The 17,108-nt window shown below is 74.2% G+C and carries 14 protein-coding genes; 2 read left to right on the top strand and 12 right to left on the bottom strand.

From position 1 onward, the window contains the following. Positions 1-112: 112 nt before the first annotated feature. Complete coding sequence (locus ACZ8ZB_RS26300) at positions 113-2,539, bottom strand: bifunctional salicylyl-CoA 5-hydroxylase/oxidoreductase (RefSeq protein WP_470740095.1); 2,427 nt, start codon at positions 2,537-2,539, stop codon at positions 113-115. Between the two features lie 3 nt (positions 2,540-2,542). After that, the gene (locus tag ACZ8ZB_RS26295) at positions 2,543-3,370 is read right to left on the bottom strand and encodes an enoyl-CoA hydratase family protein (RefSeq protein WP_470740094.1); all 828 of its coding nucleotides are present in this window, start codon (positions 3,368-3,370) and stop codon (positions 2,543-2,545) included. Between the two features lie 268 nt (positions 3,371-3,638). Between ACZ8ZB_RS26295 and ACZ8ZB_RS26290 the strand changes: the two genes are divergently transcribed. Next, positions 3,639-4,112 (top strand): ATP-binding protein, encoded by a 474-nt coding sequence (locus ACZ8ZB_RS26290; protein ID WP_470740093.1) that lies wholly within the window; start codon positions 3,639-3,641, stop codon positions 4,110-4,112. 15 nt (positions 4,113-4,127) lie between these two features. On the opposite strand, the gene argF is transcribed toward ACZ8ZB_RS26290, so the two are convergent. From argF to ACZ8ZB_RS26245, 9 genes are all read right to left on the bottom strand, one after another. After that, a complete protein-coding gene (gene argF, locus ACZ8ZB_RS26285) occupies positions 4,128-5,135 on the bottom strand; it encodes an ornithine carbamoyltransferase (RefSeq protein WP_470740092.1) in 1,008 nt (335 codons plus the stop codon). A 60-nt stretch (positions 5,136-5,195) separates the two neighbouring features. Next, complete coding sequence (locus ACZ8ZB_RS26280) at positions 5,196-6,431, bottom strand: arginine deiminase (RefSeq protein ID WP_470740091.1); 1,236 nt, start codon at positions 6,429-6,431, stop codon at positions 5,196-5,198. Positions 6,432-6,753: 322 nt separating this feature from the next. Further along, positions 6,754-9,312: a polynucleotide kinase-phosphatase gene (locus ACZ8ZB_RS26275; protein WP_470740090.1), complete on the bottom strand. Its 2,559-nt coding sequence runs from the start codon at positions 9,310-9,312 to the stop codon at positions 6,754-6,756. Beyond that, on the bottom strand, positions 9,309-10,772 hold the full coding sequence (locus ACZ8ZB_RS26270; protein WP_470740089.1) for a 3' terminal RNA ribose 2'-O-methyltransferase Hen1: 1,464 nt from the start codon (positions 10,770-10,772) through the stop codon (positions 9,309-9,311). The genes ACZ8ZB_RS26275 and ACZ8ZB_RS26270 overlap by 4 nt, the downstream gene beginning before the upstream one ends. Positions 10,773-10,935: 163 nt before the next feature. Next, the gene (locus ACZ8ZB_RS26265; protein ID WP_470740088.1) at positions 10,936-11,859 is read right to left on the bottom strand and encodes an LLM class F420-dependent oxidoreductase; all 924 of its coding nucleotides are present in this window, start codon (positions 11,857-11,859) and stop codon (positions 10,936-10,938) included. 224 nt (positions 11,860-12,083) lie between these two features. Next, positions 12,084-12,554, bottom strand: a complete 471-nt coding sequence (locus ACZ8ZB_RS26260) for a DUF6099 family protein (RefSeq protein WP_470740087.1) — start codon at positions 12,552-12,554, stop codon at positions 12,084-12,086. A 149-nt stretch (positions 12,555-12,703) separates the two neighbouring features. Next, the gene (locus tag ACZ8ZB_RS26255) at positions 12,704-13,078 is read right to left on the bottom strand and encodes a nucleotide pyrophosphohydrolase (RefSeq protein ID WP_470740086.1); all 375 of its coding nucleotides are present in this window, start codon (positions 13,076-13,078) and stop codon (positions 12,704-12,706) included. Beyond that, positions 13,044-14,261 carry an ATP-binding protein gene (locus ACZ8ZB_RS26250; RefSeq protein WP_470740085.1) on the bottom strand — a complete coding sequence of 406 codons (1,218 nt, stop codon included), beginning with the start codon at positions 14,259-14,261 and terminating at the stop codon, positions 13,044-13,046. Before ACZ8ZB_RS26250 ends, ACZ8ZB_RS26255 begins: the two co-directional genes overlap by 35 nt. 75 nt (positions 14,262-14,336) lie before the next feature. After that, the gene (locus tag ACZ8ZB_RS26245; RefSeq protein WP_470740084.1) at positions 14,337-14,732 is read right to left on the bottom strand and encodes a cell division protein SepF; all 396 of its coding nucleotides are present in this window, start codon (positions 14,730-14,732) and stop codon (positions 14,337-14,339) included. Positions 14,733-15,004: 272 nt separating this feature from the next. On the opposite strand from ACZ8ZB_RS26245, the gene ACZ8ZB_RS26240 reads away from it, so the two are divergent. Next, positions 15,005-15,595 (top strand): YdeI/OmpD-associated family protein, encoded by a 591-nt coding sequence (locus ACZ8ZB_RS26240; RefSeq protein WP_470740083.1) that lies wholly within the window; start codon positions 15,005-15,007, stop codon positions 15,593-15,595. Positions 15,596-15,616: 21 nt separating this feature from the next. Here the strand turns inward: ACZ8ZB_RS26240 and ACZ8ZB_RS26235 are convergent, their stop codons facing one another. Further along, the gene (locus ACZ8ZB_RS26235) at positions 15,617-17,107 is read right to left on the bottom strand and encodes a glycoside hydrolase family 3 protein (RefSeq protein ID WP_470740082.1); all 1,491 of its coding nucleotides are present in this window, start codon (positions 17,105-17,107) and stop codon (positions 15,617-15,619) included. Position 17,108 lies beyond the last annotated feature (1 nt).

Here is a 17,108-nt window from a genome sequence, read left to right as displayed (position 1 = left end):
GCGCCGGTCCTGCGCACGGAGCCGCGGATCCCGTGGGAGCCGGCCGGCGCGGCCCGCGCGGTGCCGGCGGGGCACGGGACGGTCCGGCGGCCGGGGTCCGTGACGTCCGGGGTCAGCCCCCGAGGCCGAGACGGGGCCTGGGCGCGTCCGTGCGGCCGGTCCGGGGTCGTCTGCTGCCCGCCAGGTACGGCGCGGGCCAGACCGCGCCCGGACCCTCGTAGCCCTGCTCGGCCGCCGCGTGGAGCGTCCAGTGGGGGTCGTAGAGGTGCGGGCGGGCCAGTGCGCACAGGTCCGTGCGCCCGGCCAGAATCAGGGAGTTGACGTCGTCCCAGGAGGAGATCGCGCCGACCGCGATCACCGGGACGCCTGCCTCGTGCCGGATCCGGTCGGCGAACGGGGTCTGGTACGAGCGCCCGAACTCCGGTGTCTCGTCGGCCACGACCTGCCCGGTCGACACGTCGATCGCGTCGGCGCCGTGCGCGGCGAAGGCACGGGCGATCACGACCGCGTCCTCGGCCGTGGTGCCGCCCTCCGCCCAGTCGGTGGCGGAGATCCGCACGGTCATCGGCCGGTCGCCTGGCCACACCGCGCGCACCGCGTCGAACACCTCCAGCGGGAAGCGGAGCCGCTTCTCCGGGGAGCCGCCGTAGGCGTCGGTGCGGTGGTTGGTGAGCGGGGAGAGGAAGCCGGAGAGCAGGTAGCCGTGGGCGCAGTGCAGTTCCAGCAGGTCGAAGCCGGCCCGTGCGGCCCGCACGGCGGCGGCCGCGAACTGTTCCCTCAGATCGGTGAGCTGGGCCCGGGACAGCTGGCGCGGCACCTGACCGCCCGGCCGGTACGGCAGGGGCGAGGCGGCGACGAGGGGCCAGTTGCCGTCGTCGAGCGGCTCGTCCATGCCCTCCCACATCGGCTTGGTCGAGCCCTTGCGGCCGCTGTGGCCGAGCTGCACGCCGATCGCGGTGCCGGGCGCCCGCGTGTGCACGAAGTCGGTGATCCGCCGCCACGCCTCGGCCTGCCGGCCGGTGTAGAGGCCCGCACAGCCGGGCGTGATGCGCCCCTCGGGACTGACGCACACCATCTCGGTCATCACCAGCCCGGCGCCGCCCAGCGCGCGGGCGCCGAGGTGCACCAGGTGGAAGTCGCCGGGGACGCCGTCGGTCGCCGAGTACATGTCCATGGGCGAGACGACGACCCGGTTGCGCAGGGTCAGTCCGCGCATCCGGAAGGGGGTGAACATCGGGGGCGTACCGGGCGGGCAGCCGAACTCGCGCTCCACGGACCGGGTGAAGCGGGCGTCGCGCAGCCGCAGGTTGTCGTGGGTGACGCGGCGGCTGCGGGTGAGCAGGTTGAAGGCGAACCGGCGGGGCGGCTGGGCGAGGTACAGGGGCAGGTTCTCGAACCACTCCAGGCTGGCGCGGGCGGCCCGCTGGGTGGAGGCGACGACCGGCCGGCGCTCCGCCTCGTACGCGGTCAACGCGGCCTCCGTCGACGGCTGTTCGTCCAGGCACGCGGCGAGCGCCAGCGCGTCCTCGACGGCGAGCTTGGTGCCGGAGCCGATGGAGAAGTGCGCGGTGTGGGCGGCGTCGCCGAGGAGCACGACGTTGCCGTGCGACCAGCGCTCGTTGACGACCGTGCGGAAGGTGGTCCACGCCGAGTCGCCGGACCTCAGCGGGCGTCCGCCGAGCGCGTCGGAGAAGATCTTGGCGCAGCGCCCGACCGACTCGCCCGTGTCGGTCCCGTCGAATCCGGCGGCGCGCCACACCTCCTCGCGCATCTCGACGATCACGGTGGAGGCGCCTTGGTCCTGCGGCCCGGAGGGCCTCGTCGAGGAGTGGTGGCCGGGCGACGGGCGGGAGTAGGGGTAGCCGTGCAGCTGCATCACGCCGTGCTCGGTCTCGGCGATCTCGAAGCGGAAGGCGTCGAAGGCGAAGTCCGCGGCCAGCCAGATGTAGCGGCAGCGGTGCGTGGTGATCCGGGGCCGGAACACGTGGGCGAACGCCTCGCGCGTACCGCTGTGCACTCCGTCGGCGGCCACCACCAGGTCGTACGCCCGCGTCAGCCGGGCCGGGTCGGGCGCCTCGGCGCCGAAGCGCAGGTCGACCCCGAGGGAGCGGCAGCGCTCGTGCAGGATCGCCAGCAGGCGGTGCCTGCCGAGGGCGGCGAAACGGTGTCCCGTGGAGGTGTGGCGGGTGTTCCGGTGGACGATGTCGATGTCGTCCCAGTGGACGAGGGCCCGCTGGAGGGCTCCGTGGACCTCCGGGTCGGCGTGCTCGATCCCTCCCAGGGTCTCGTCGGAGAGGACGACGCCGAAGCCGAAGGTGTCTTCGGGAGCATTGCGTTCCCACACGGTGACCTGGCGGTCGGGCGCCAGGCGTTTGAGCAGGGCGGCGGTGTAGAGGCCGCCGGGGCCTCCGCCGACGACCGCCACGCGGAGGGGCGGGCGCGGCGCCCCCGTGGCTCGTCGCGCCCGCGCGGCGGCAGCCGCGGATTCGCGACGGTCCCGCGTCCCTGGGGGGACCGCGGGACCCCGGGTCGAGAACATCCCCTACCTCCCTCGCCACTTCGGGGGGCGCTTCTCCGTGAAGGCCGCGTGGAACTCCGCGTAGTCCTCGCCGTTCATGAGCAGGGCCTGGGTCGAGGCGTCGAGTTCGATCGCCGCCGACAGGGGCATGTCCAGTTCGGCGGTGAGGAGGGCCTTGGTCTGGGCGTGGGCCAGGGCGGGGCCGTCGGCCAGGCGGCGGGCCAGGGTGCGGGCGGCCTCGTCCGCGCCGCCCTCGTCGGCGAGCGCGCTGATCAGGCCGATGCGCTCGGCCTCCGGTGCGCGCACCGTCTCGCCCAGCATCAGCAGCCGGGTGGCGTGGCCGAGGCCGACCACGCGGGGCAGGAGGTACGCCGCGCCCATGTCGCCGCCCGACAGGCCGACCCGGGTGAAGAGGAAGGCGAAGCGGGCGCCGGGGTCGGCGACCCGGAAGTCGGCGGCCAGGGCGAGGACCGCGCCGGCGCCCGCCGCCACTCCGTGCACCGCGGCGATCACCGGGAACGGGCACTCCCGTACCGCCCGCACCACCTGCCCGGTCATCCGGTTGAAGTCCAGGAGCTGCGCGGTGTCCATGGCGAGGGTGGCGCCGATGATCTCGTCGACGTCGCCGCCGGAGCAGAAGCCGCGTCCCTCGCCGGCCAGCACCAGGGCCCGCACGGCGCGCTCCCGGGACAGCTCGGCGAGCAGGTCGCGCAGGTCGGCGTAGGCGCCGAAGGTGAGCGCGTTGAGCTTGTCGGGGCGGGCGAGGGTGACGGTGGCGACGCCGTCGGCGAGGCCGACGCGCAGATGCTCCCAGCGCGCGGTGCGGGCGGCGGAGCCGGTGAAGGGACTCATGAGGGCGGCCTCCTGGGGCGGGCACTGCGCTGCTCAGTGAGTTCTGCCCCATGAATTTATCACTCATCGGTGACTGCCGTCACGGGTGCGCGATACGCCGTTCGGGCGCCGTCACGTCCGTCACGGCTCGTCGGCACGCGGGTGACGGCGGGAGCGGGCGCGCGCGGCGGGGCGTCGGCCCGGGTGGGCCGTCCGCCGCCGGGGCCGGACGCCCCGGCCGGGCCCCGGGGCCCGCCCCCTCGAAGGGCCGCGCCGGGTGCGCCGTACCATGGGCAGCCGAAAAAACAGGAGCACCCGCTCCACGAACGGACCCGCCGTGTACGAATCCCCCGCCTCCACCTCCTGGCGCGTAGCGCTGCCGCACACCACCGCGGCGGTGCCCGTGGCCCGTGCGCTGGTCCGTACGGCACTGGCCGAGCGGGAGCACGCCGCCGACTGCGACACGGCGGAGCTGCTGACGGCGGAGCTGGTGGCCAACGCCGTGGAGCACACCTCCGGGAGCACCCCGATAGAGCTGGTGGTGCGGCTGCTGCCGGCCGGCTGCCAGGTCGAGGTGCACGACGCCGACCCGGCGCCGCCCGGCGACCTCACCCGCCCGGCCCTCGGTGTGCCCGACCCCTGGCAGGAGCACGGGCGGGGGCTGCTGCTGATCCGCACCCTGAGCTCGTCCTGCGGTCACCGCCCCACCGAGTCCGGCAAGGCGGTGTGGTTCCGGCTGCCGGGCCGGCGGGGCCCTCTCTGAGCGGGACGCGAGGACTCAGGCGAGGGTCGCCACCAGGACCGCCTTGATCGTGTGCATACGGTTCTCCGCCTCGTCGAAGACCACCGAGTGCGCCGACTCGAAGACCTCGTCGGTCACCTCCAGGGAGGTGAGGCCGTGGGCCTCGAAGACGTCCCGGCCGACCTCGGTGCCGAGGTCGTGGAAGGCGGGCAGGCAGTGCAGGAACTTGACGTCCGGATTGCCGGTGGCGCGCAGGACGTCCATGGTCACCGCGTACGGGGCGAGGGCCTCGATCCGCTCGCCCCAGACCTCCTTGGGCTCCCCCATGGAGACCCAGACGTCCGTGGCGACGAAATCGGCGCCCGCGACGCCCTCGGCCACGTCCTCGGTGAGCGTGACGCGCGCCCCGCTCGACGCGGCCAGCTCCTGCGCCCGGTCGACGATCTCCTGGGCGGGCCAGTAGGCCTTGGGGGCGACGATCCTGACGTCCATGCCCAGCAGGGCCGCGGTCACGAGGTAGGAGTTGCCCATGTTGAAGCGGGCGTCGCCGAGGTAGGCGAAGGAGACTTCCGGGAGCGGCTTGGCGCTGTGCTCGGTCATCGTGAGCACGTCGGCGAGCATCTGGGTGGGGTGCCAGTCGTCGGTGAGCCCGTTGAAGACCGGCACCCCCGCGTACGCCGCGAGCTCCTCCACCTTGGCCTGGCTGTCCCCCCGGTACTCGATCCCGTCGTACATCCGGCCCAGCACCCGCGCGGTGTCCCTCACGGACTCCTTGTGGCCGATCTGCGAGCCGGACGGATCGAGGTACGTCGTCGAGGCGCCCTGGTCGGCGGCCGCCACCTCGAACGCGCAGCGCGTGCGCGTCGAGGTCTTCTCGAAGATCAGCGCGATGTTCCTGCCCCGCAGGTACCGGTGCTCGGTCCCGGCCCGCTTGGCGGCCTTCAGCTCGGCGGCCAGCTCCAGCAGGCCGAGGAACTCCTGCGCGGTGAAGTCCAGCTCCTTGAGGAAGTGGCGGCCGGCGAGGGCGGTCGGAACAGTCGCCATGGGGGTGCTCCAGGGATGGGGGACACGAACCCTTGGAAGTATATACGAAGTTTTGTATTTCTATACGGCACCCTGTACCGCGTCCCGCTGGACGGGACAGCTCATGCAGCGCGGCCCGCCCCTGCCCCGGCCCAGCTCGCTGCCGGGGATCTCTATCACCTCGATGCCCTGCTTGCGCAGGTGCGTGTTGGTGGTGGCGTTCCGCTCGTAGGCGACGACGACGCCCGGCTCGACGGCCAGGACGTTGCAGCCGTCGTCCCACTGCTCGCGCTCGGCGGCGTGGACGTCCTGGGTGGCGGTCAGCACCCGGATCTCGCTGAGCCCCAGCGCGGCGGCGATCGCGCGGTGCATGTGCTCCGGCGGGTGGTCGGTGACCTTCAGCTCCCTGTCCCCCGCGCCCGGTTCGATGGTGTACGAGCGGAGCATGCCGAGGCCCGCGTACTGGGTGAAGGTGTCGCCGTCGACCATCGTCATCACGGTGTCGAGATGCATGAAGGCGCGGCGCTTCGGCATGTCGAGGGCGACGATGGTCTCGGCGGAGCCGGCCGCGAACAGCTTGTGCGCGAGCATCTCCACCGCCTGCGGGGTGGTCCGCTCGCTCATCCCGATCAGCACCGCGCCGTTGCCGATGACCAGCACGTCCCCGCCCTCGATGGTCGACGGGTAGTCGGCCTGTCCCTCGGACCAGACGTGGAAGGGCTCCGCGCTGAACAGCGGATGGTGCCGGTAGATCGCCTCGAAGTGCACGGTCTCGCGCTGCCGGGCCGGCCAGCGCATCGCGTTGACGGCGACACCGTCGTAGATCCAGGCGGAGGTGTCGCGGGTGAAGAGGTGGTTGGGCAGCGGGCCGAGCAGGAAGTCGTCGAGCTCCATGGCGTGGAAGCGCACGGAGACGGGTTCCGGGTGGGCGTCCAGGAACTCCCGCTTGGTCATCCCGCCGATCAGCGCCTCGGCGAGCTCGGGCGCCGGGAGCGTCTCGAACGCGGCGCGGAGGTGATCGGTGGCCAGCGGGCCGTACTCCTTCTCGTCGAAGACGCGGTCCAGGACGAGCGCGCGGGCCTCGGGGAGGTCCAGCGTCTCGGCGAGCAGGTCGCCGAAGAGGTGGACGACGACGCCGCGGTCGCGCAGGACGTCGGCGAACCCGTCGTGCTCGGCGCGCGCCCGGCGCACCCAGAGCACGTCGTCGAAGAGCAGGGCGTCCTTGTTGCTGGGGGTGAGCCTTTTGAGCTCGAGGTCGGGCCGGTGCAGGATGACGCGGCGGAGCCGGCCGGCCTCGGAGTCGACGTGGTAGGTCATGCCTTTCATCCTGACCGCCCGGACCCGGGTTCACCCCTGTCCCCGGGCTCCCGGGGCCCGAAGATCCGCTTCCGCCGGCCGCGCGGCGCCCCGGCCGGACCCCGAGGACGGCACCGCGACGGGCACGACGCCGCCGCCCGGAGCCGGCGGGGCGTTCCGGGCCCCCGGGAGCACGGAGAGGCCGGGGACGGCCCGGCGGGGGACACGGGGGGGGACCGCCGTCGCCCCGGAGGGTCCGCGCATGGGCGCCGCACGCACCGGCCCGGTCCGGGCGGAGCGTGCGGCGCCCCGGCAGGACCGGACCGCGGTGCGCGTCCGTCCGTCACAGCCGCGGGTCCACCGGCTCCGACTCCAGGGCCAGCACGGCGAAGACCGGCTCGTGGACCCGCCACAGCGGCTCGCCCCCGGCGAGGCGGTCCAGGGCCTCCAGACCGAGGGCGTACTCGCGCAGGGCGAGGGAGCGCTTGTGGTCGAGGAAGCGGTTGCGCAGGCGGGCCAGGTTCTCCGGTCGGGTGTACTCGGGGCCGTAGACGATCCGCAGGTACTCGCGGCCCCGGCACTTGATCCCGGGCTGCACCGGGCGTCCCTTCTCTCCGTGCACCAGGGCGCCGACCGGCTTGACGACCATGCCCTCGCCACCGCGCCCGGTCATCTCCAGCCACCAGTCGACTCCGGCGCGCACGGACTCGGGGTCGGCCGTGTCGACGTAGAGGCGGCGGGTGGTCCGGAGCAGCCCGGTGGTGTCGTGCTCGACCGTGCGGTCGATGAGGGCGAGCTGCTCGTCGTGGGGCAGGGCGGCGAGGCTGCGGCCCTGGACGGCGAGGATCTGGAACGGGGCCAGGTGGACGCCGTCCAGGCCGTCGGTGGTCCAGCAGTAGCGGCGGTACGCGTCGGTGAACGCCGAGGCGGCGTCGGCCCGTTCGCGCTGACGGCCGAGCAGGTCCCCGACGTCCGCGCCGCGGGCCGCGGCGCCCTCCAGGGCGGCCAGGGCGGCCGGGAAGACCGCGCCGGCGGCGGCGCCGACCGCCGCGTACTGGGAGCGCAGCAGGCCCGAGGCCTTCAGCGACCACGGCATCAGTTCGGCGTCCAGCAGCAGCCAGTCGGTGGCGAGTTCGTCCCACAGGCCGGCCTCGGTGACCGCCGTGCGCAGCCGGCCGAGGACCTCCTCCGTGACGGAGGCGTCGTCGAAGAAGGGGCGGCCGGTGCGGGTGTACAGCGAACCGGTCTCCCCTCCGCCGGCGCCGAAGCGCCGGGCGGCCACGCCGGCGTCGCGGCAGACCAGGGCGACCGCGCGGGAGCCCATGTGCTTCTCCTCGCACACGACCCGGGCCACGCCGTCCCGCGCGTACTGGGCGAACGCCTCGACCGGGTGCTCCAGGTAGCCGTCGAGGCGCGAGGTGGCGGTGGGCGCCATCGTCGGCGGGAGGTACGGCAGCAGGCGCGGGTCGATCGCGAAGCGGCTCATGACCTCCAGGGCCGCGGCGGCGTTCTCCTCGCGGACCGATATCCGGCCGTGGTGCCGGGTCTCGACGAAGCGGCGCCCGTGCACGTCCGCCAGGTCCAGCGGGCGGCCCTCGTGGCCGCCGGGGGCCTCGGTGCGCAGCGGGCGGGTGGGCTCGTACCAGACCCGCTCGGCCGGTACGTCGACCAGTTCCCGCTCCGGCCAGCGCAGCGCGGTGAGCTTGCCGCCGAAGACGGCGCCGGTGTCCAGGCAGATGGTGTTGTTGAGCCAGGTCGCCTCCGGGACGGGGGTGTGGCCGTAGACGACGGCGGCCCGGCCGCGGTAGTCCTCCGCCCACGGGTAGCGCACGGGCAGGCCGAACTCGTCGGTCTCACCGGTGGTGTCGCCGTAGAGGGCGTGGCTGCGGACCCGGCCGGAGGTGCGGCCGTGGTACTTCTCCGGCAGTCCTGCGTGGCAGACCACCAGCCTGCCGCCGTCGAGGACGTAGTGGCTGACCAGTCCGTCGATGAACTCCCGCACCTCGGCGCGGAACTCCTCGCTCTCGCCCGCCATCTGCTCGATGGTCTCGGCGAGTCCGTGGGTGTGCTGCACCTTGCGGCCCCTGAGGTGGCGGCCGAACTTGTTCTCGTGGTTGCCGGGCACGCAGAGGGCGCTGCCCGATCTCACCATGGCCATCACACGGCGCAGCACTGCGGGGCTGTCCGGGCCGCGGTCGACGAGGTCGCCGACGAAGACGGCCGTGCGGCCCTCGGGGTGCGCGCCGTCGACGTAGCCCAGCTTGCCGAGCAGCGCCTCCAGCTCGGCCGCGCAGCCGTGGACGTCGCCGATGATGTCGAAGGGGCCGGTGAGGTGGGTGAGGTCGTTGAACCGCTTCTCGGTGACGACGGTGGCGTGCTCGACCTCCTCCACGCCGCGCAGCACGTGCACCTTGCGGAAGCCCTCGCGCTCCAGGTGGCGCAGGGAGCGGCGGAGTTCGCGGGTGTGGCGCTGGATCACCCGGCGGGGCATGTCGGCGCGGTCGGTGCGGGCCGCGTTGCGCTCGGCGCACACCGCCTCGGGCACGTCGAGCACGATGGCGATCGGCAGGACGTCGTGCTTCCTGGCCAGCTCGATCAGCTGCCGCCGGCCGTCCTGCTGCACGTTGGTCGCGTCGACGACGGTGCGGCGGCCGGCGGCCAGCCGCTTGCCGGCGATGTAGTGCAGGACGTCGAAGGCGTCGCGCGACGCGCTCTGGTCGTTCTCGTCGTCGGCGACCAGGCCGCGGCAGAAGTCGGAGGAGACGACCTCGGTGGGCTTGAAGTGACGGCGGGCGAAGGTGGACTTGCCCGACCCGGAGGCGCCGACGAGCACCACGAGGGAGAGGTCGGTGACGGGCAGAGCGCGGCCCTGCGGTCGCGGGGTCACGGCGGTGGCGGTCATGCGGCCTTCGCCTCCTTCACGGTGCCGGCCGTGAACACGGCCATCTGGGTGGGCGGCCCGACCTCGGGGTCGTCCGGTCCGACGGGCATGAACTCGACGGCGTAGCCGTACCGTCCGGCCACCCCGGCCGCCCAGGCGCGGAACTCCCCGCGGGTCCACTCGAAGCGGTGGTCGCCGTGCCGGACGTGGCCGGCCGGGAGGGTCTCCCAGCGCACGTTGTACTCCACGTTGGGGGTGGTCACGAGGACCGTGCGGGGGCGGGCCGCGCCGAACACCGCGTACTCCAGGCCGGGCAGCCGGGGCGGGTCGAGGTGCTCGATCACCTCGCTGAGCACGGCGGCGTCGTAGCCCTTCAGCCGCCTGTCGGTGTAGGACAGTGATCCCTGAAAGAGCTGGACGCGCGCCGCCTGCCGCTCTCCCATGCGGTCCAGTTTCAGCCGCCGGGAGGCGATGGTGAGCGCCCGCACCGACACGTCGACGCCGACGATCTCGGTGAAGGACGGGTCCTTGAGCAGTGCCTGGACGAGCTGTCCCTGGCCGCAGCCGAGGTCGAGCACCCGGGCGGCGCCGGACGCGCGGAGCGCGGCGAGGATCGCCTCCCGCCGCTGCACGGCGAGCGGGGCCGGCCTCTCCTCCGTCTCCGTCTCCGCCGCCACGGCGTTGTCGATCTCCTCGACGTCGCTGTCGTCGGCCTCGGCCAGCCGGACCAGCTCAAGGCGTTCCGTGGCCTGGCGGGTCAGCGACCAGCGGCGGGAGAGGTAGCGGCTGGTGATCAGCTTCTGCTCCGGGTGCCCGGGCAGCCAGCCCTCACCGGCGCGCAGCAGCTTGTCGACCTCGTCGGGGGAGACCCAGTAGTGCTTGGCGTCGTCGAGGACGGGGAGCAGGACGTACAGGTGGCGCAGGGCCTCGGCGAGGGTGAGCGTCTCCGCCTCCAGGACCAGGCGCACGTACCGCGAGTCGCCCCACTCGGGGAACTCGGCGTCCAGGGCCACGGGCTCGGCGGTGACCGCCCAGCCGAGCGGCTCGAAGAGCCGGCGGACGAGTCCGGGGCCGCCGCGGGCGGGCAGCGAGGGCACCTCGACGCGCAGCGGGCGCGGCTGCGCGGGGAGTTCCGGGCGGGCGGCGCACACACCGCGCATCGCGCTGGAGAAGACACCGCTCAGCGCGACGGCGAGCAGGGAGGACGCCGCGTACGGGCGGTCGTTGACGTACTGCGCGAGGGCGGCGTCGGGGGCGCCGCCGCGGCCCTTGCCCTTGCCGCGCCGGACCAGTGCCACCGCGTCCACCTCCAGCAGCAGCGCCGCCGTGCAGCGCTCGGCGTCCGCCTCGGGGTAGAGGACGTGCGCCGTGCCGTAGGACGTGGAGAACGCCTGCGCCTTCCCGGGATGCTTGTGCAGCAGGAAACCGAGGTCGGTCGCGGGGCGCTGTGGGGAGCCGGTGGTACTGATCGTCAGGAACACGGTGGTTACACCTCGAAACCCTTCTGAACTGCGGGTACACGCCGGATTCGGGCGTGCGGTGCCAACGTACCGGGAACGGCCCGGCAAGCCCCGGGAATTTCCGGGCGCGTGCGGCGGGGCCGCCCGTGCGTACGGACGGCCCCGTGGGGTGCGGTGCTCGTGGTTACGACAGCTGGGACTGGACCCGGGTGGAGATCAGCTCCAGGTGGTCGAGGTCGTGCAGGTCGAGGACCTGGAGGTAGACGCGGCTGCAGCCGGTCTCGGCGTAGCGGCCGATCTTGTCGACGACCTCGGCCGGGGAGCCCGCCAGGCCGTTGGCCCTGAGCTCGTCGACCTCGCGGCCGATCGCGGCGGCGCGGCGGGCGACCTCCTGGTCGTCCTTGCCGACGCAGACGACCAGGGCGTTGGAGTAGACGAGGTCGCCCGGGTCGCGGCCGGCCTCCCGGGCGGCGTCGCGGACCCGGCCGAACTGCGTCGCGGTGTCCTCGACGGAGGCGAAGGGCATGTTGAACTCGTCCGCGAACCTGGCCGCGAGCCGCGGGGTGCGGGTCGCGCCGTGGCCGCCGATGAGGACCGGCACCTTGGCCTGGGCCGGCTTGGGGAGCGCGGGCGACTTGGTGAGGTCGTAGTGGGCGCCGTGGTAGTCGAAGGTCTTGCCGGTCTCGGTGGCCCACAGGCCGGTGACGATCTCCAGCTGCTCCTCGAGGCGGGCGAACTTCTCCTTGGGGAAGGGGATGCCGTACGCCTTGTGCTCCTCCTCGAACCAGCCCGCGCCCAGGCCCAGCTCGACCCGGCCGCCGGACATCTGGTCCACCTGGGCGACCTGGATGGCGAGCACGCCGGGGAGGCGGAAGGTGCCGGCGGTCATCAGGGTGCCGAGCCGGATGCGCTTGGTCTCGCGGGCGAGGCCGGCGAGGGTGATCCAGGCGTCGGTGGGGCCGGGCAGGCCGTCGGAGGAGCCCATGCTGAGGTAGTGGTCGGAGCGGAAGAAGGCGTCGAAGCCGAGGTCCTCGGTGGCCTTGGCGACGGTGAGGAGGGTGTCGTAGGTGGCGCCCTGCTGGGGTTCGGTGAAGATGCGAAGATCCATGGCTCCATCCTGCACGGTCCGGGGCGGGTTCGCGCAGCTCGGCCCCACGGGGGTGCGCCGCGTCGGCGCCGGGGGCGTTTGCGAGGTGCCCGGTGCGGGCCGGGGGCGGGGGCGCGGCCCGGCGTTCGCGGGGTGCCGGCGCGCACGCCCTCCCCCGCTCCCGGCTCCGCTCGAGCGGGGGACCCCCGTCGCCCTGCGGCACGACCGCCCGCGGAGGGCGGGGGTCAGCCGGCTTCCCGTTCCGGCAGGGGCTCGTCGTGGGAGGTCAGTTTGCGGAGCATCTCCAGGACGCGGTCGCGGGACTCGTCCGCCGCGTCGATGGCCTCCATGCACTGCCAGTACGTCGCCTCGTCGTCCGCGGAGGAGGCGATGCCCACCAGGGCGATGCCGACCTCGCCGAGCAGACCGCCGAGGTGCATCAGGACCGGGCGGGGCTCGCCCAGCTCGGCGAGCCGGGCCGCGCGCAGTTCGTCCGGGCCGAGCTCCGGGGCGTCGAGGACTCCGCAGCCACGGCCCGCCAGCTCGGTCAACCCCAGCGCCTCGCCCCGCAGTTCGGGCGGGCCGGCGACGGCGAGGCGGCTCCCTATCGCCTGCGCCAGGGCCTGCGCCTGCCACACCTCGGTCAGCAGCTCTCCTGCGCCGCCGCCCGCGGCCAGGGCACGCCTGCTCGTCACGATGAGCCGCACAGCGTCCATGCGCTGCCCCCGTCTGTCCGACGCGCTGCCCACGCGTCCGCATCCGTTGAACTCCCCTGTCCACTACCCAGAGTGAGGGAACGTGAGACAAAAAGCCAGAGGAAGACCGAAATCTGCGGACAACGATGCGAACACGACCCGCCTTTCCCTCACGGAGAGTGACGATTCGACTCCTCCGCCGGGAACCTGTGCTCGTTGCGGTCGATCTTCGCGGCCAGCGCGGCCAGCGGGTCGACGCCGAGCACCTCGCAGAACTGGAGCAGATACGCGAGGACGTCGGCGACCTCGTCGCGTACGCGGTGCGCGGTGTCCGGGTCGTCCATGACGCGGGCGGACTCCTCGGGGGTCGACCACTGGAAGATCTCGAGGAGTTCGGAGGCCTCCACGCTGAGCGCGGCGGCGAGGTTCTTCGGGGTGTGGTACGGCTGCCAGTTCCGCGCGGCGGCGAACTCGGCGAGCCGGTGCCGGAGCCCCGCGAGGTCGAGGGGTTCACGGGGACGTCCGGTGTCGTGGGGATCGGTCACGGTCCAGGTGTACCACCGTCACCCCGCTCGTCCCCGCCGCCCAGGAGGCGTCGCTGACCGCCCCCACCAGCCGGATGTGCCCGCGCTCGCACATCCGCGCCGCCAGGCGCAGCAGTTCGCCCCGCTGTCCCGGATCGAGTGCCCGGTCCAGCCCGTCGGCGAGGACCGTGAGGGTCTGGAGCGCGGCGGGGACCTCGCCGGGCGCGTCGACCTCCAGCACGCCGGGGCCGGTGAGCAGCACCAGGGCGAGCGCGGCGTAGCGCAGCTCGCCGTCGCCGAGGCGCCGCAGCTCGGTGCGGGTGCCGTCGCCCCGGTCGAGGAGGGCGCGGACCAGGCGGCCGGCGTCGTACGGCTCGGCGAGCAGGTCGGTGACCGGGCCGGCGCACCCGGCGCGCACCGCGTCCACGAGGAGGGCGTGCCGGCGTCCGCACTCGGCGCGGGTGCGCCACAGCACGTCGGCGAGGTTGTCGCAGCCGCCGAGCAGCCGTCCGGTGCCGGCCGGGACGGGGCCGCGCATCCGCTCGGGGCGGGGGTCGCAGGGGAAGACGGACCGCAGGGCGACCACCATCTGCTCGGCGGCGGCGAGCACCCTGCGCTGGCCGGGGGTCTTGCCGGCGACGCGCAGCGGCAGCAGGGCGGTGCCGAGCCGGTCGTCCGGCAGCGGGGCACGGGTCACCGGGGCCGCCCCGGCCGTGTGCCAGGCGGCCTGCACGGTACGCCGGCCGGGGTCGCGCAGGGCGGTCTCCAGCAGGACCGTCCCGTCGGCCGTCAGCCGCTCCCCCGCGATCCGCAGCGCCGGCTCGGCCTGTACGGCGACCTCCAGCCGGACCGGCCCCTCGGGACCGTCGGCCGTGCAGCCGATGCGGAAGCCCCGGCGGCGCTGGGCGTCGGGGCGGGCCCGCTCCGGCACACAGGCGCCGGGTTCCGGGAACGCCTCCCCCAGTTCGGCCCCGCCGCCGAGCCGGGCGAGCGCCTCGTACGCCCGCAGGGCGGTGGTCTTTCCGCTGCCGCTGGGTCCGGCGAGCAGGGTGAGCGCTCCCAGGGGCAGGCCGACACCGCGATGGCCGGCGAAGGCGGACAACCGCAGCTCGGTGATCCGCGACAGCCGGGGGCGCCCGCCGGGGGCCGGGGGCGCGGGCGACGGGGCGGTGGCCGGGCGGGGCGGGGAGGCAGGGGTGGTCATGGGCGAGACGCTAAGGGGTCCGGTGCGGGGCGAACCGTTCCGCTCGGCGGGCCTTCCCACGATCGGGCGACGGGCTCAGACGCCCGGGACCCCCACTCCCTCCATCAGCCCCGTGACCTCCGTGCCGGCCGGGGTCAGCAGGAAGACGTTGCGGTCGACCCGGTGCATTCCGCTGGCCAGACCGAAGACGACGCCCGTGCTGAAGTCCAGGACCCGTTTGGCGACCTCGGTCTCCGCGCTGGTCAGGTCCAGCAGGACCGGTATGCCGGACATGATCGTCTCGGCGACGTCGCGGGCGTCCGCGAACACGTTCACGCGCAGGACGACGAACCGGCGGCGCGCCTCCGTCGCGGCCTCGGGGAGGGCGCGGTGGCCCACCGCGGACGGCCATGCGTCGCGGCCCCGCAGCGGAACGACCTGGGCGAGCCCCTCCCACTGTTCGTCGGTGACGTCGTGGCTGTTCACCGGCATGCTCCGTCCCCTGTCGCGCTGACTGTCTGCATCGGGCAATTCTTACTCATGGTCACCCGTTCGGCCCAATAACGACACGGTCCGCCATCGCGGTGCTCGCACAACGTGACGTCTGCCCCGGTGTCCCCCGGATATCCGGCGCGCCGCCGGGGACCGCGCCGTTCACGGAGGGAGCCCTCGTGAGGGGGCCGGATCCGCCCGGCCGCGTCGCCCGACCGCCGTGCCGCACGCCCGCGTCGACCCGGACCCGCCCGGGCCGGTTGCATGGGCGCATGTCCGGTGAAGCAGACGGTGTGGTGGAGCCCGTGGTCGCCTTCGAGACGCAGGAGGACTGGGAGGCGTGGCTGGAGGAGCATCAGGACGACGCCGACGGGGTGTGGCTGAGGATCCCGAGGAAGGGGTCCGGGATCACCGGGGTCGACTACGCCACCGCCCTGGAGTCGGCGCTGTGCCACGGCTGGATCGACGGGCACAGGAAGGGACTGGACGACACCCACTGGCTGCAGCGCTTCACTCCGCGCCGGCCGCGCAGCCGGTGGTCGGTGGTCAACCGGAAGAAGGCCCTCGGCCTCATCGCGCAGGGGCGGATGCGGCCGTCCGGGCTGCGCGAGGTGGAGCGGGCGCGGGCGGACGGCCGCCGGCAGGCCGCGTACGCGAGCCGGAGCACGGCGACCGTCCCCGACGACCTGCGGGCGGCGCTGGACGCGGCGCCCGCGGCCGGTGACTTCTTCGGCGCCCTCGACAGCCGCAACCGCTGTGCGATCCTGCACCGGATCGAGGAGGCCGAGCGGCCGCGGACGCGGGCGGCCCGGATCGAGAAGTTCGTCGCCATGCTCGCCGAGGGGAAGAAGATCCACCCGTGACGGAGTGGAGGGCGTCGGGGATCAGCCCGCGACGACCGCCTCCGCCGCCGCCACACCGCAGACGCGGGCCGCGCCGTGCGTGGCGATGTGCGGGGCGCCGCGCGGCGGGGACTGCGGCACGCCCATCTCCACGACCACGGTGGACGGGGCGGCGGTGAGCAGGGTGTCCAGGGCCGTGCGCATCCACGGGTGCCGGTGCTCGTCGCGGACCACGGCGACGACGCGCCGGCCGGCCGCCGCCTTCAGCGCCTCCTGCCCGGCGTCGGGGCCGGTGAAGTGACCGGTGGCCGTGCCGGGCAGCAGCCGTTCCAGCTCCGCGCCGACGCCCCACGGGGTCTCGTCGCCCACGGCGATGTTCGGGGCCGGGTTGAAGGTGGCCACGTACACCGGTCCGGTGACCGGCGCGGAGCCGGCGGGGCGGGTGACGGTCACCGCGCGGCGGGCCGCGGTGAGGCCGATCTCCGGCTCGGGTCCGACGGCCGCGTCCGGGGAGCGTCGTACGGCGGCGGTCCAGTCGGCCAGGGCGCGCACCCGGGCGGCTGCGTCAGCGAGCCGCTCCTCCGGGAGTTCGCCGGAGCGCACGGCGGCGACCAGCGCCTCCTGGAGGCTCTGCACGGTGCCCTCGTCGCACAGCCCGCCGCCCACGCAGATCGCGTCGGCGCCGGCGGCGATGGCGAGGACGACCCCGTGCTCCAGTCCGTAGGTGCCGGAGATGGCGCGCATCTCCATGCCGTCGGTGACGATCAGCCCCTGGTAGCCGAGTTCGCCGCGCAGCAGGTCGGTGAGGATGCGGCGGGAGAGCGTGGCCGGGCGCTCGGGGTCGAGGACCGGCACCCGGATGTGCGCGCTCATGACGGCACGGGTGCCGGCCGCGATCGCCGCCCGGAACGGCTGGAGTTCGCGCTCGTGGAGCGTGGTGGCGTCGAGGTCGATGTGCGGGATCGCGTGGTGGGAGTCGACGCTGGTGTCGCCGTGGCCGGGGAAGTGCTTGGTGCAGGCGGCGACGCCGGTGGACTGCAGGCCCTCGACGTAGGCGGCGGTGTGCCGGGCGACCAGGGCGGTGTCCCCGCCGAAGGAGCGCACGCCGATCACCGGGTTGTCGGGGTCGGCGTTGACGTCGGCGGACGGCGCCCAGTTGAGGTTGACCCCGCACGCGGCGAGCCGGCGGCCCAGTTCGCGGGCGACGCCCCGGGTCAGGCCGGTGTCGTCGACGGCGCCGAGGGCGTGGTTGCCGGGGAAGGAGGAGCCGGTGCGGACCTCCAGGCGGGTGACGTCGCCGCTCTCCTCGTCGATGGCGACCAGCAGGTCGTCCCGTTCGGCCCGCAACTGCGCGGTGAGGGCGGTGACCTGCTCGGCGGTGGTGACGTTGCGGCCGAAGAGGGCGACGGAGGCGAGGCCCTCGGCCAGCCGGCGGCGGATCCAGTCGGGCGCGGTGGTGCCGGCGAAGCCCGGCTGCAGTACGGCGAGCGCGTCCCGGGTGAGGGTGTCGGCGCCGGTGGTGAATGTCGTCATC

It is taken from the genome of Streptomyces sp. 12E (genome assembly GCF_055633275.1).
Note: the sequence above shows the minus strand (reverse complement) of the source record. Positions and strands in the feature narration are given on the sequence as shown.

Excerpts from the sequence above, each read along its gene's own strand:
- ACZ8ZB_RS26295 (WP_470740094.1), bottom strand. The coding sequence starts at position 3,370 with ATGAGTCCCTTCACCGGCTCCGCCGCCCGCACCGCGCGCTGGGAGCAT.
- argF (WP_470740092.1), bottom strand. The coding sequence starts at position 5,135 with ATGGCGACTGTTCCGACCGCCCTCGCCGGCCGCCACTTCCTCAAGGAG.
- ACZ8ZB_RS26275 (WP_470740090.1), bottom strand. The coding sequence starts at position 9,312 with ATGACCGCCACCGCCGTGACCCCGCGACCGCAGGGCCGCGCTCTGCCC.
- ACZ8ZB_RS26280 (WP_470740091.1), bottom strand. The coding sequence starts at position 6,431 with ATGACCTACCACGTCGACTCCGAGGCCGGCCGGCTCCGCCGCGTCATC.
- ACZ8ZB_RS26265 (WP_470740088.1), bottom strand. The coding sequence starts at position 11,859 with ATGGATCTTCGCATCTTCACCGAACCCCAGCAGGGCGCCACCTACGAC.
- ACZ8ZB_RS26245 (WP_470740084.1), bottom strand. The coding sequence starts at position 14,732 with ATGCCGGTGAACAGCCACGACGTCACCGACGAACAGTGGGAGGGGCTC.
- ACZ8ZB_RS26235 (WP_470740082.1), bottom strand. The coding sequence starts at position 17,107 with ATGACGACATTCACCACCGGCGCCGACACCCTCACCCGGGACGCGCTC.
- ACZ8ZB_RS26250 (WP_470740085.1), bottom strand. The coding sequence starts at position 14,261 with ATGACCACCCCTGCCTCCCCGCCCCGCCCGGCCACCGCCCCGTCGCCC.
- ACZ8ZB_RS26260 (WP_470740087.1), bottom strand. The coding sequence starts at position 12,554 with ATGGACGCTGTGCGGCTCATCGTGACGAGCAGGCGTGCCCTGGCCGCG.
- ACZ8ZB_RS26290 (WP_470740093.1), top strand. The coding sequence starts at position 3,639 with ATGGGCAGCCGAAAAAACAGGAGCACCCGCTCCACGAACGGACCCGCC.
- ACZ8ZB_RS26300 (WP_470740095.1), bottom strand. The coding sequence starts at position 2,539 with ATGTTCTCGACCCGGGGTCCCGCGGTCCCCCCAGGGACGCGGGACCGT.
- ACZ8ZB_RS26240 (WP_470740083.1), top strand. The coding sequence starts at position 15,005 with ATGTCCGGTGAAGCAGACGGTGTGGTGGAGCCCGTGGTCGCCTTCGAG.